The organism is Pseudomonas sp. HTZ2, assembly GCF_033173945.1.
Classification (GTDB): Bacteria; Pseudomonadota; Gammaproteobacteria; order Pseudomonadales; family Pseudomonadaceae; genus Aquipseudomonas; species Aquipseudomonas guariconensis.
In genome coordinates, this window is record NZ_CP137332.1 from 240,130 (window position 1) to 253,793 (window position 13,664).

General features: G+C 64.6%; 11 protein-coding genes. 8 read left to right on the top strand and 3 right to left on the bottom strand.

Annotated features, from left to right (window positions below; translation table 11 throughout):
* The first annotated feature begins 71 nt into the window (after window positions 1-71).
* The 6 genes from R6G97_RS01095 (at window position 72) to R6G97_RS01120 (ending at window position 6,524) form a co-directional block, all read left to right on the top strand.
* Window positions 72-1,298 (top strand): SfnB family sulfur acquisition oxidoreductase, encoded by a 1,227-nt coding sequence (locus R6G97_RS01095; protein ID WP_317847706.1) that lies wholly within the window; start codon window positions 72-74, stop codon window positions 1,296-1,298.
* Window positions 1,299-1,395: 97 nt separating this feature from the next.
* The gene (locus R6G97_RS01100; protein WP_090344310.1) at window positions 1,396-2,601 is read left to right on the top strand and encodes an SfnB family sulfur acquisition oxidoreductase; all 1,206 of its coding nucleotides are present in this window, start codon (window positions 1,396-1,398) and stop codon (window positions 2,599-2,601) included.
* A complete protein-coding gene (locus R6G97_RS01105) occupies window positions 2,601-3,989 on the top strand; it encodes an LLM class flavin-dependent oxidoreductase (protein ID WP_317847707.1) in 1,389 nt (462 codons plus the stop codon). Before R6G97_RS01100 ends, R6G97_RS01105 begins: the two co-directional genes overlap by 1 nt.
* A complete protein-coding gene (locus R6G97_RS01110) occupies window positions 3,982-4,782 on the top strand; it encodes a MetQ/NlpA family ABC transporter substrate-binding protein (RefSeq protein ID WP_102081124.1) in 801 nt (266 codons plus the stop codon). The genes R6G97_RS01105 and R6G97_RS01110 overlap by 8 nt, the downstream gene beginning before the upstream one ends.
* Window position 4,783: 1 nt before the next feature.
* Entirely contained in the window at window positions 4,784-5,890 is a 1,107-nt protein-coding gene (locus tag R6G97_RS01115) for a methionine ABC transporter ATP-binding protein (RefSeq protein WP_043208257.1), read from the top strand.
* Window positions 5,880-6,524, top strand: coding sequence for a methionine ABC transporter permease (locus tag R6G97_RS01120; protein WP_043208255.1), 645 nt, complete (start codon window positions 5,880-5,882; stop codon window positions 6,522-6,524). The genes R6G97_RS01115 and R6G97_RS01120 overlap by 11 nt, the downstream gene beginning before the upstream one ends.
* Window positions 6,525-6,622: 98 nt before the next feature.
* Here R6G97_RS01120 and dibA read toward each other — a convergent pair whose 3' ends face one another.
* Entirely contained in the window at window positions 6,623-8,518 is a 1,896-nt protein-coding gene (gene dibA / locus R6G97_RS01125) for a phosphodiesterase DibA (protein WP_317847708.1), read from the bottom strand.
* A gap of 150 nt (window positions 8,519-8,668) precedes the next feature.
* Between dibA and desA the strand changes: the two genes are divergently transcribed.
* Both desA and R6G97_RS01135 read left to right on the top strand, forming a co-directional pair.
* Window positions 8,669-9,853, top strand: a complete 1,185-nt coding sequence (desA, locus tag R6G97_RS01130; RefSeq protein ID WP_043208250.1) for a delta-9 fatty acid desaturase DesA — start codon at window positions 8,669-8,671, stop codon at window positions 9,851-9,853.
* Window positions 9,854-9,951: 98 nt separating this feature from the next.
* A complete protein-coding gene (locus tag R6G97_RS01135) occupies window positions 9,952-10,983 on the top strand; it encodes a GGDEF domain-containing protein (protein WP_043208359.1) in 1,032 nt (343 codons plus the stop codon).
* Window positions 10,984-10,997: 14 nt separating this feature from the next.
* Here R6G97_RS01135 and R6G97_RS01140 read toward each other — a convergent pair whose 3' ends face one another.
* Together R6G97_RS01140 and gabT are read right to left on the bottom strand one after the other, a co-directional pair.
* Window positions 10,998-12,206, bottom strand: a complete 1,209-nt coding sequence (locus tag R6G97_RS01140; protein ID WP_043208248.1) for a response regulator — start codon at window positions 12,204-12,206, stop codon at window positions 10,998-11,000.
* A gap of 138 nt (window positions 12,207-12,344) precedes the next feature.
* Window positions 12,345-13,622: a 4-aminobutyrate--2-oxoglutarate transaminase gene (gabT, locus tag R6G97_RS01145; protein ID WP_043208247.1), complete on the bottom strand. Its 1,278-nt coding sequence runs from the start codon at window positions 13,620-13,622 to the stop codon at window positions 12,345-12,347.
* Between the last annotated feature and the right edge of the window lie 42 nt (window positions 13,623-13,664).

The following is a 13,664-nucleotide window of genomic DNA, read 5'->3' on the forward strand; positions in this document are numbered from 1 at the left end:
ATAAACCGGACCACCGGACCAGCAAACGTCAGTCGCCGCCAGCGACGCTTTCAACTTTTGTGAGGTAAGGAATGGTCTGGTCCACAAGCGATCTCGACAGCTCACCCCCGCTACTGCCAGCCAAGGTATTGCGCAACGACGCCGAGGCCCTCCAGGCTGCTCGGGAACTGGCCGACGCGGCCCGCCAACAGGCCTCGCGCCGCGACCAGCAGCGCAAGCTGCCCTGGGCCGAGATCGAACAATTCACCCGCAGCGGCTTGGGCAGCATCAGCATTCCCAAAGCCTTTGGCGGACCCGAGGTCTCGTTCCAGACCATCGCCGAAGTCTTCCGCGTGATCAGCGCCGCCGACCCGGCCCTGGGACAGATCCCACAGAACCAATTCGGCATGATTCAACTGCTGCGCCTGACCGCCACCGAGGCCCAGCAAGCCGTGCTGTTCCGCTCCGTGCTCGACGGCTGGCGCATCGGCAATGCCGGGCCTGAACGTGGCACCAAGGACACCCTCACCCTCAAGGCACGGATCGTCCGTGACGGTGAGCAATATCGCGTCAGCGGCGAGAAGTTCTATTCCACCGGCGCCCTGTTCGCCCATTGGGTCGCGGTCAAAGCCCTGGATGAAGAGGGCCGCCAGCGCCTGGCCTTCGTCCGCCGGGGCAGCCCGGGCCTGCGCATCGTCGACGACTGGTCCGGCTTCGGCCAGCGCACCACCGCCAGCGGCACCGTGTTGCTGGATAAAGTTCCGGTGGACGCCGAGCTGGTGGTGGACAACTGGCGCCAGCGCGAAGTGCCCAACACCCAGGGCGCGGCCTCGCAGTTGATCCAGGCCGCCATCGATGCCGGTATCGCCGAAGCGGCCATCGCCGATGCCATTGCCTTCGTGCGGGAAAAATCCCGCCCCTGGATCGAAGCCAAGGTGGATCGAGCCAGCGATGACCCCTATGTGATCGGCGACATCGGCCGTCTGAAGCTGGAGCTGCATGCCGCCGAGGCCTTGCTGCGCAAGGCCGCCCAGGTACTCGACGAGGTCAATGCAGGTCCGGTGGACGAAGCGTCGGCAGCTCGCGCCTCGATCGCCGTGGCCGAGGCCAAGGTGCTGACCACCGAAGTGGCCCTGCAGGCCAGCGAGAAGCTGTTCGAGCTGGCCGGCAGCCGCGCCACCCTCGCCGAATTCAACCTCGACCGCCACTGGCGCAATGCCCGCGTGCATACGCTGCACGACCCGGTGCGCTGGAAATACCACGCTGTCGGCGCCTGGCACCTCAACGGTACCCGCCCTGCCCGTCATTCCTGGATTTGAGTGAGCCTGCGCCAGCACCTGCACTGAACCTGCAGGGCTGGCGACAGCCTGCGATGGGGCACGGAGCAGCCCCTTACGATCCGCACTGGAGAAACACATGAACGCACTGACCCACCCCACCCCCAAGGCGGCAGTCATCACCAGCGATGCCCAGGCTCTGGCCGTCGCCGAGGACCTCGCCCAGCAACTGCAGCGCGACAGCGCCCAACGCGACCGCGAACGCCTGCTGCCCTACGCCGAACTCGAGCTGTTCACCCGCTCCGGCCTGTGGGGCATCAGCGTGCCCAAGGCCTTTGGCGGCGCTGGCGTATCCAACGTGACCCTGGCCAAGGTCGTCGCGCGTATTGCCCAGGCCGACGCCGCCCTGGGCCAAATTCCGCAGAACCATTTCTATGCCTTGGAAGTGCTACGGGTAAACGGCACGCCCGAGCAACAACAGCGTCTCTACGCTGAAGTCCTGGCGGGCCGACGCTTCGGCAACGCATTGGCCGAGCTGGGCACCAAGACCGCCCACGACCGCACCACCCGCCTGAGCCGCGACGGCGATGGCCTGCGCATCAACGGTCGCAAGTTCTACGCCACCGGCGCCCTGTATGCCCAGCGCATTCCCACCTCGGTGGTCGATGATGCCGGCGTTCAGCAGCTGGTGTTCGTACCCGCCGACAGTCCAGGCCTGCAAGTGATCGACGACTGGAGCGGCTTCGGCCAACGCACCACCGGCAGCGGTTCGGTAGTGTTCGACAACGTGCCGGTGCGCGATGAAGACGTGGTGCCGTTCCAGAGCGCCTTCGACCGCCCGACCCCCGTCGGCCCCCTGGCGCAGATCCTCCATGCCGCCATCGACACCGGCATCGCCCGCGCTGCCCTCGAGGACGCTCTGCACTTCGTGCGCACCCGCAGTCGGCCGTGGGTCGACGCGGGGATCGACAAGGCCAGTGACGACCCGCTCACACTCAAAAGCTTCGGTCATCTGGCCATCCGCCTGCACGCTGCCGAGGCCTTGCTGGAGCGGGCCGGGGAATTCCTCGACCGGGCCCGCGACGACAGCAGCGCCGACAATGTCGCCGCCGCCTCCATTGCCGTGGCAGAAGCCCGGGCGATCAGCACCGAGGTCTCCCTCGCCGCCGGCACCACCCTGTTCGAACTGGCCGGCAGCCAGGCCACCCTGGCCGAGCACAACCTCGACCGGCACTGGCGCAACGCCCGAGTGCACACCCTGCACGACCCGGTGCGCTGGAAGTACCACGCCATCGGCAACTACTACCTCAATGGGGAAAACCCGCCGCGTCGGGGGACCATCTGATGGCCAAAGAGATCCTGCTCAACGCCTTCAACATGAACTGCGTCGGGCATATCAACCATGGCCTGTGGACCCATCCACGGGACACCTCGACCCAGTACAAGACCCTGGCCTATTGGACCGATCTTGCCCGCCTGCTGGAGCGCGGCTTGTTCGATGGCCTGTTCATCGCCGATATCGTCGGCACCTACGACGTGTATGGGCAGTCGCTGGACGTGACGCTCAAGGAGTCGATCCAGCTGCCGGTCAATGACCCGTTACTGCTGGTCTCGGCCATGGCCTCGGTCACCCGCCACCTGGGCTTCGGCCTGACCGCCAACCTCACCTACGAGGCGCCCTATTTGTTCGCCCGGCGCCTATCCACGCTCGACCACCTGAGCAATGGCCGGGTCGGCTGGAACATCGTCACCGGTTACCTGGACAGCGCCGCCCGGGCCATGGGCCTGGCCCAGCAACCCGAGCACGACCGGCGTTACGACCAAGCCGATGAATACCTGCAAGTGCTGTACAAACTGCTCGAAGGCAGCTGGGATGACGACGCCGTGGTCGCTGACCGTGAGCGGCGGGTCTATGCCGAACCGGGCAAAGTGCGCAAAGTCCAGCATCAGGGCGAGTTCTACAAGGTCGAGGGCTACCACCTGTGCGAGCCTTCGCCGCAACGCACACCGGTCTTGTTCCAGGCCGGCAGTTCGCCCCGGGGCCTGGCGTTCGCCGGCCAGCACGCCGAGTGCGTGTTCATCAGCGGCCAGGACCAAGCCGCCACCCGCGCACAGGTCGACAAGGTCCGTGCCGCCGCCCGCGCCGCTGGCCGCGACCCACGAGCGATCAAGGTGTTCATGGGCATCACCGTGATCGTCGCGCCCACCGAAGCCCAGGCTCGTGCCAAGCACGCCGAATACCTGCGCCATGCCAGCCCCGAAGCCGGCGTGGCGCACTTTGCCAGCTCCACGGGTATCGACTTCGCCGCCTATGGGTTGGACGAACCGATCGGCTTTGCCAAGGGCAACGCGATTCAGTCCGCCACCCGCCAGCTGCAGGACAACGTCTGGACGCGCCGCCGCCTGCTGCAACAGCACGCCCTGGGCGGGCGCTACGTGACGCTGGTCGGCGCGCCCGAGCAGGTCGCCGAGCAATTGATTGACTGGATCGACCAAACCGGCCTGGATCGTTTCAACCTGACCCGCACTGTCACCCCGGAAAGCTTCGAAGACTTCATCGACCTGGTGGTGCCGGAGCTGCAACGGCGTGGCCGCTACAAGACCGCCTACAGCGAAGGCACGCTGCGCGAAAAACTGTTCGGCGCTCGTCACGCCTACCTTCCCGCCGGCCATCCCGGCGCCACCTACCGCAACCCAATCCCTGCCCCGACTGGAGCCCTGCACCATGCTTGAGAAACTGTTCCGGCCCGTCGCGGCCGCTGTCTTGTCCCTGGGCCTAAGCAGCGTCGCCCTGGCCGCCGAGCCGCTGAAGATCGGCACCACCGCAGCTTTCGCCATCCCGCTGGAAGCGGCGGTGGAAGAAGCCCACAAGCAAGGCCTGGAGGTGAAGCTGATCGAGTTCAGCGACTGGATCGCCCCCAATGTCAGCCTCAACAGCGGCGACATCGACGTGAACTACTTCCAGCACATCCCGTTCCTGGAAAATGCCAAGGCCGCCGCCGGCTTCAACCTGGTGCCCTACGCCCCCGGCATCATCAACAACGTCGGGCTCTACTCCAAGCGTTACAAAAGCTTCGCCGAGCTGCCCGAAGGCGCCAGCGTGGCCATCGCCAACGACCCGATCAACAGTGGGCGCGGCCTGCAATTGCTGGCCAAGGCGGGGTTGATCACCCTCAAGCCGGGCGTGGGCTACAAAGCCACCGAGGACGACATCGTCGCCAACCCCAAGAAACTGAAGATCTTGCAGGTCGAGGCCGTGCAATTGGTGCGGGCCTATGACGACGCCGACCTGGTCCAGGGCTACCCGGCCTACATCCGCCTGGCCAACAGCTTCGATCCCACCTCGGCCCTGCTGTTCGACGGCCTGGAGAACAAGGAGTACGTGATCCAGTTCGTGATCCGCCCACAGAGCAAGGACGACCCGCGTCTGGCGAAGTTCGTCGACATCTACCAGCACTCGCCGACCGTGCGCGCCGCGCTGAACAAAGCCCACGGCAGCCTGTACCAGGCCGGCTGGGAGGGCTGAGATGAGCAACGCCAGCGCCCTCAAGGCGCCTGTCCCGCATACGTCGCCGCCTGCCCGCGAGCAGGCCCTGCGCCCGGAGGTCAATCAGGCCCATGTGCGCTTCATCGGCCTGGGCAAGACCTACCCCGGCCAGGCGCAACCTGCCTTGCAGGGCATAGACCTGAACATCCGTCGCGGCGAGATCTTCGGCATCATTGGCCGCAGCGGCGCCGGCAAGTCATCCCTGCTGCGCACCATCAATCGCCTAGAGCAACCCAGCCAGGGCCGGGTGCTGATCGACCAGACCGACATCGCCCCCTTTGACGAAGAGCGCCTGGTCGCCCTGCGCCGACGCATCGGCATGATCTTCCAGCACTTCAACCTGATGTCGGCCAAGACCGTATGGCAGAACGTCGAGTTGCCCTTGAAGGTCGCCGGCGTGCCCAAGGCCGAGCGCCAGCGCAAGGTCAGCGAGCTGCTGGAGCTGGTGGGCCTGGCGCACAAGCATCACGTGTACCCGGCGCAGCTGTCGGGTGGGCAGAAACAACGCGTCGGCATCGCCCGGGCGCTGGTGCATGACCCCGAAATCCTGCTGTGCGACGAGGCCACCTCGGCACTGGACCCTGAAACCACCGCCTCGATCCTCGATCTGCTGCGTGACATCAACCAGCGCCTGGGGCTCACCGTGGTGCTGATCACCCATGAGATGGCGGTGATCCGTGATATCTGCCACCGCGTCGTAGTGCTCGAGCGCGGCGAGATCGTCGAGCAGGGCGAGGTCTGGCGGGTATTCGGCGCTCCGCGCCACGAGGTGACCCGCACCTTGCTCGCGCCCTTGCAGGCCAGGCTACCCGCTGCCCTGCAGGCCAATCTGCGCGCCAGCCCGACTGGCCCTGGGGATGCCGTGGTCCTGCGCCTGAACCTGCTGGGCGAACCGCAACTGTCGGAGGTGTTCAACGACTTGGGCGGGCGGATACGCCTGCTTCAAGGCGGCATCGAGACCATCGGTGCCCACGCCCTGGGGCAACTGGTGCTCTCCGTGCAGGGCTCGCCCCATAGCTCGCACCAATTGCTCGAGCGCGCCAGACGCTGGGCCGAGAACGCGGAGGTACTGGGTTATGTGGCTTGATCGTCTGCTCGAAGGGTTGCTCGATACGCTGTTGATGGTGGGTGTGTCGTCGTTCATCGCGCTGTTGGTCGGTGTACCGATGGCGGTGCTGCTGGTCACCAGTGACAAAGGTGGGATCTTCGAAGCGCCTGTGCTGAACCGAACGCTGGGCGCGATCGTCAACCTGTTCCGCTCGATCCCGTTCCTGATCTTGATGGTCGCGCTGATTCCCTTCACCCGCCTGGTGGTCGGCACCACCTATGGCGTGTGGGCCGCCGTGGTCCCGCTGACCATCGCCGCCACGCCATTCTTCGCACGGATCGCCGAGGTGAGCCTGCGCGAAGTCGACCATGGTTTGGTCGAGGCGGCGCAGGCCATGGGGTGCCGGCGCTGGCATATCGTCTGGCATGTGCTGCTGCCCGAGGCGCTGCCAGGCATCGTAGGCGGCTTCACCATCACCTTGGTGACCTTGATCAACTCCTCAGCCATGGCGGGCGCCATCGGGGCGGGAGGATTGGGCGATATCGCCTATCGCTATGGGTACCAGCGCTTCGACAGCCAGATCATGCTGACCGTGATCGCCATGCTGGTGGCGCTGGTGGCGGTGATTCAGCTAGGTGGCGACCGCCTGGCCAAAGGGTTGAACAAACGTTAGCTTGGGGACCGCCGCGCCCCAACGCAGGCTCCGCCAGCGCCTACAGGTCTGTGGGAAGTGCGAAGCCTGCAATGGGCTGCAACGCAGCCCCAAGCATTTCAGCTCCAGCGCAAGTCCACCGCCGGCACCGGCCGCCCGTACCAGTAGCCCTGCCCCAGGTCGCACTGTTGCTCGAGCAGAAAGCGCGCCTGTTCGGCCTGTTCGATCCCTTCGGCATGCACCTGCATGCCCATGCTCCTGGCCAGGGCGATGATCACCCGGACGATGGCAATGTCGTCTTCGTCGCACGGCAGGCCCGCCACGAAGCCCTGGTCGATCTTGAGCTTCTGCACCGGCAGACGCTTGAGCCGCAGCAGCGAGGAATAACCCGTGCCGAAATCATCGATGGCCAGGCTAAGCCCCAGCTCGCGCAGCCGATGCAACTGTTCAAGTGCCACTTCCGGGTCTTCCATCACCGCGCTCTCGGTGACTTCCAGCTCCAACAGGGCGGGGTCCAGACCGGTATCGTGCAGCACCTCGGCCACCTGCAGGTACAGCTCGCGCTGACCGAACAGGCGGCTGGAGATGTTCACGGCGACGAACTGCAGACCACGCCCTGCGACCTGCCATTGCACCATCTGCCGGCACGATTGGCGCAGTACCCAGGCGTCGATTTCGGCGATCAACCCGGTGCTCTCGGCAATAGGAATGAACTCGCCCGGTGAGACCATCCCACGGGTGGGGTGCTCCCAACGCACCAGTGCCTCGACGCCCACCAACCGGTTGGTCAGCAAGTCGTGCACCGGCTGGTAGAACACCCGCAACTCCTGCTGCTCCAGCGCTCGACGCAGATCGCCAGCGGTCTGCACACGTTGCTGGGCGTGGGCGGTCAATTCTTCGGTGTACAAGGCATAGCAGGCGCGACCGTTGTTCTTAGCCTTGAACAGCGCCGCATCGGCGTTGCGCAGCAGTTGCGCGGCGCTCTGCGCATCGCTTGGGAACAGGCTGATACCAACGCTCACGCTGATGAACAGGCGATGCCCCTCGAAGACGAACGGCTCGCGCAGGCGTTCAATGATGCCTTGGGCCAAGGTTGCGGCCTGGCCTACCTGTCGGCAGTTCTCGGCCAACACGCCGAATTCGTCCCCACCCAGGCGCGCCAGAGTCACGCCACTGCCCAGCAACTCGCGCAGGCGCTCGCCCACCAGTTTGAGCAACTGGTCGCCCAACGTATGGCCCAGGCCATCGTTGATGCTTTGAAAATGGTCGAGGTCCAGCAGCAGCAACGCACACCCGCGCTTGTTGGCCTGGGCGGACGCTAAGGCCTGCTCGGCGCGGTCGTTGAACAGCAGGCGGTTGGGCAGCCCGGTCAGCGGGTCGTGGTGCGCCAGGTAGGCGAGTTCCTGCTCGGTGTGCTTGATCGCGCTGATGTCGCTGAACACCGCCACGTAATGAGTGAGCGCACCGGCATCGTCGCGAATGGCGCAGATCGTCTGCCACTGCGGGTAGATTTCGCCGCTCTTGCGGCGGTTCCAGATCTCTCCGCTCCACTCGCCCTTCTCGGCCAGGGAAGCGTAGATCTGCTGGTAGAACGGCAAGCCATGGCGTCCGGACTTGAACTTGCTCGGACGCTGGCCGAGGACTTCGTCCTGGGCGTAGCCGGTGATACGCATGAAGGCGCGGTTGACGTGCACGATCAGACCATTGCTGTCGGTCACCAGCACCCCTTCGAGGGTGCTGTCGAACACCGCCGCGGCCATGCGCAGACGCTCGCGATCCTCGCTGCGCAGCTGAGCACCGATGCCGATGAAATTGAGCAGGCGGGCACGGGTGACGAAGATCAGCCCGGTGGTGAGCAGTATCCAGACGAACGCATTGACCTGCCGCGCGACCGCCAGCATCTCGGAATCATCGAAAAGCCCCTGCAACACCTGCTCGGACACCACCATCCAGAGCAACGAGAACACCAAGTACAGCGCGGCCATGCGCAAGGCGTCGCGAACGGAAACAGACATGTCGGGTGGATAAGCCCCTGAAAAAGAATGGGGCATTATAAAGGCTGAAACATGCCGTGACTTCCTATCGGAAAGGGTGACTGGTTTTATTTCCTCACCCGGCGATAATGCCCGCGCGGTTCCCCTGTTTTTTCGAGGGTCTCAACACCTATGTGGTACTCCGGTTTTCTCGATCTGTCGGCCTGGCAACTGGTCGGCGTCACCCTGCTGATGACCCACGTGACCATCATCAGCGTCACCCTCTACCTGCATCGCTATTCCGCCCATCGCGCCCTGGAGCTCAACGCCGGGCTCAAACATTTCTTCCGCTTCTGGCTGTGGCTGACCACGGCGCAGAACACCCGTGAATGGACCGCCATCCATCGCAAGCACCACGCCAAGTGCGAAACGCCGGACGACCCCCACAGCCCGGTCTACAAGGGCCTGGGCACCGTGTTGCGCAAGGGCGCCGAGCTCTATCGCGAAGAGGCACGCAACCCCGAGACACTGCGCATCTATGGCAAGAACTGCCCGGACGACTGGATCGAGCGCAACCTCTATTCGCGCTACAAGCTCGGCGGCGTGGCCATGATGGCGGTGATCGACCTGCTGCTGTTCGGCACCATCGGCATCACCATCTGGGCAGTACAGATGATGTGGATTCCCTTCTGGGCCGCGGGGGTGGTCAATGGCCTGGGCCATGCGCTGGGCTATCGCAACTTCGAGTGCCGGGACGCAGCTACCAACCTGGTGCCCTGGGGCATCGTGATCGGTGGCGAGGAGCTGCACAACAACCACCACACCTACCCCAACTCGGCCAAGCTCTCGGTCAAGCGCTGGGAGTTCGACATGGGCTGGATGTGGATTCGTCTGCTGTGCCTGCTGCGCCTGGCCAAGGTCCAGCGCGTGGCGCCGATCGCCCATCGGGTCGAGGGCAAGGCGCATCTGGACATGGACACCGCCATGGCGATCCTCAACAACCGCTTCCAGATCATGGCCCAGTACCGCAAGCTGGTCATCGCGCCACTGGTCAAGCAAGAGCTGGATCGTGTCGACACCTCGGTGCGCCACCACTTCCGCCGTGCCAAGCGCCTGCTGTCGCGTGAAACGAGCCTGCTGCAGGACCGCCATCACGTGCGCATCGAGTCCATGCTCGCCCACAGCCAGTCGCTCAAGACCATCTATGAAAAACGCCTGGCCCTGCAACAGATCTGGGCGCGCACCAGCGCCAACGGCCACGACATGCTGGCCGCCATGAAGGACTGGGTCCACGAGGCCGAGGCCAGTGGCATCCAGGCGCTGCGCGACTTCGCCGACCAGCTGAAAACCTACTCCCTGCGCCCTTCCGGCGCCTGAGCACCGTTGATCGGCACGCCTCGCCCTGGGGCGTGCCGACCGGAACTTCACTCCCCTTCCCGACTCAAATCCGGCATATCGCCCGCGTGGCGGGCCGGATCGTGGCCGCACGCTTTCACGCCGAGAATCGCTTCGTGCTCATGGCCAAAGACCTCACCTCGACCCTCTTCGGCAATCCACCGCCGGAAGCTGCACAGACCCTGCTCGCCCTCCTCCATGCCCAGGGCGAAGTCGCCCGCCTGAGCGAACGCGAGCAGCTCTACAGTTCGCTGCTCGACAGCGTCAACGCTGTGCTGTGGGCGTTCGACTGGGAAACCCGCCGGGTGCTTTATGTCAGCCCCGCCTATGAGCGGATCTTCGGTCGTCCGGCCAGTCTGGTACTGGCCGATTACAACGCCTGGCGCGACAGCATCTACCCGGACGACCTGGAATACGCCGAGCGCAGCCTGGCGCAAGTGCTGGACACAGGTTCGGTGGAAGATCGCGAATACCGCATCATCAACGCCGCCGGCCAAGTGCGCTGGCTGAGCGACAAGTGCTACGTCAACCAGCAGCGCGACAGCGACCAACGCGTGATCATCGTCGGCATCGCCGAGGACATCACCGAGAAGAAGCAGCTCGAAGGCGAGCTGCAACGTCTGGCCACCACCGATGTGCTGACCCAAAGCAGCAATCGCCGCCACTTCTTCGAGTGCGCCCGCCAGGCCCTGGAAACCGCCCGGGAGGAAGGCAAGCCCCTGGCCTTCCTGCTGCTGGACATCGATGACTTCAAACAGATCAACGACACCTATGGCCACCAGGAAGGTGACCAGGTGCTTCAGCGCATCGCCGACAGCGGCCGCGCCGTGCTACGCCGAGGCGATCTGTTCGGGCGGATCGGCGGCGAGGAGTTTGCTGCCGTGTTCCCAGGCTGCACCGCCCAGATCGCCGAACAGATCGCCGGACGGCTGCAACGGGAGATCCAGCACTTGAGCTTCAGCCATGGGCAGCAAGTGTATGGCGTCACGGTCAGCCAAGGCGTGACCGAGCTCACCGATGCGGACGACCTGATCGACACCCTCTTCGCCCGCGCCGACGCCGCCATGTACCAGGCCAAGCGCCAGGGCAAGAACCAGATCGTGCGTGGCTGAGGCTCGGCGCGACCTCACTCCTGCCTGCGCAGCCGGCTCAGTTGCGCCATTCCTAGCTTGAGCAGGCGAGCCGTCTTGCCGCTGGCGACTTTCTCGAGGCCCTGTTCCTCGGACAGGCGCGACAATTGCCCGGCCAGGTTCATGGCCAGGATTTCCCGCGAATAGACCCCGCCGCCAAGCTGATAGATCGCGGCGATCAGCTCACGCAGGCTCAGCGGCAGGCGCCATCGCGTGCGCAGCGCCGAGCCAAAAGCAGCGCCAAATTCATTGAGCGACAGTTGCACCTGGTCCTCGTCCAGCTCACCGCCCGCCAGGCACCACTCCTGCAGGCAACGCAGCACGGCCAGATCGCCCAGGCAATGCAGCAATCCCGCGCAGTAGCAGCGTTCTTCATCGATTTCGAGCAGGCGCGCCAGGCTGCGGGCGTACTCTGCGGTGTGCAGCGAAAGGTCCCAGAAATGCGCCGCGTGCCGCGCCAGCAACGGGTCACTCAGGCGCGCACTGCGCTTGAGGGCCAGGCCCAGGATAAGGTTCATGCTTTGGGTGCTGCCGAGTTTGTTCAACGCCTGCAACAGGGTCTGCACCGGTACTTCGCTATGCAGGGCGGCACTGTTGGCAGCGGCAATCAGCACCGCCGTGATCTGCGGATCGTTGCGCACTTCTTCTTCCAGCGTCTTCAGGTTCAGCCCTTGGGGGTTGAGCGCACGCTTGATTGCCACCTGCACATCGGCCAGCAGCGGCCCGCCATCGGCGCTGGCGCGGCGTTGTTCTAAGTAGGTCGGCAGCTTGATCCCCGGCTGCAAGGCCGGAGCCGGGCAGGCGACCTGCTCCCCCACCTCCAGCAGGAGTTTCTCCAAGCGTTTGCGCAGATTGTCCAGATCCAGAGGTTTGCTCAGGTAAGCGGTGGGATGCAGCGGCAGCACCTCATGCACGCTGGCACTGTCGCTGCGCTCGCTCATGAGGATGAATGGCAAGGTAGCGGTTTGTTGCTGGGCACGCACGTTGCGCAGCAAGTCTAGGCCGTCGCCGCCGGCCAGCTCGCGGGCAGCGATGATCAGGTCGGGTTTGCTCGCCAGCGCGGCCAAAGCCTCCGGTCCGTTGGCACAGACCTGCAAACGGGCATCACAGCGGACGCTGAGCAGCATGTCGCGGAGCATGTCGCGCACCCAAGGATCGCCTTCGGCAATCAGTACGCAAGGCGGGATGGGGTTGGCAGCGCTCATCGGCGGGCTCCTGGTAATCCTTGACACGCAATCCGTTGCAGCATCCTGGGCAAATCCTCGGACAACGATAGCGTCCCGTGCCTGGCTTGGGCATAAAAAAACCCGCCGAAGCGGGTTTTTTTATGCATCGCGTCAGATTCAAGCCAGCTCAGCGAAGCACTCTTCGATGATTGCCAGGCCTTTGTCCAGCAGCGCGTCTTCGGCGGTCAGCGGAACCAGGATACGCAGGACGTTTCCGTAAGTACCGCAGGACAGCAGGATCAGACCCTTGTCACGTGCCTTGGCCACGACCTGGGCAACGGCAGCGGCGTTCGGGGTGTGGGTGCCTTTCTCGAAGACTTCCACAGCGATCATCGAGCCCAGGCCACGCACGTCACCGATGATCGGGTGCTTTTCCTGGATCTTGCGCAGGCCAGTGGTCAGACGCTCACCGACAGCCTTGCTGCGGTCCAGCAGTTTCTCTTCTTCGAACACCTTGATGACGGCCAGGGCCGCAGCGCAAGCGATCGGCGAACCGGCGTAGGTGCCGCCCAGGCCGCCTGGAGCGATGGCGTCCATGTACTCGGCCTTGCCGCACACACCGGCCAGCGGGAAGCCGCCAGCGATGGACTTGGCGAAGGTGGTCAGGTCAGGCGCGACGCCCATCTGTTCCATGGCGAAGAAGGTACCGGTACGGCCAGCGCCGGTCTGGACTTCGTCGGCGATCAGCAGGATGCCGTGCTGGTCGCACAGGGCGCGCAGGCGCTTCATCAGCTCTTTCGGTGCTGGCAGGAAGCCGCCTTCGCCTTGTACCGGCTCGAGGATGATGGCAGCGATGTCGCGTGGCTCGGCGTCGTTCTTGAAGATGCGCTCGACCGAGGCGATGGCGTCGTCAACGCTGATGCCGTGCAGTTCGCTCGGGAACAGGGCGCGGAAGATGCCGCCTGGCATCAGGCCCATGCCAGCGGAGTAAGGCACGACCTTGCCGGTCAGGCCCAGGGTCATCATGGTACGACCGTGGTAGCCACCGGTGAAGGCGATCACGCCGGCACGGCCAGTGGCGGCACGGGCGATCTTCACGGCGTTCTCGACGGCCTCGGAACCGGTGGAGACCAGCAGGGTCTTCTTGGCGAAGTCGCCAGGGACCATGGCGTTGATCTTCTCGCACAGCTCTACGTAGGGCTCGTATGCCAGAACCTGGAAGCAGGTGTGGCTGACTTTGGTCAGCTGCTCTTGAACGGCGGCAACCACTTTCGGGTGCAGGTGGCCGGTGTTCAGTACTGCGATGCCGCCGGCGAAGTCGATCAGTTCGCGGCCTTCAACGTCGATCACGGTCGAGTTCTTCGCGGTGTCGACGAAGATCGGGTGGATCTGGCCAACGCCACGTGGGACGGCGTTGACACGGCGTTGCATCAAAGATTCGTTGGTCTTGCTCATAATGCCCTCATTCGCGCCGACGATAATGGCGCTGTTATTCGG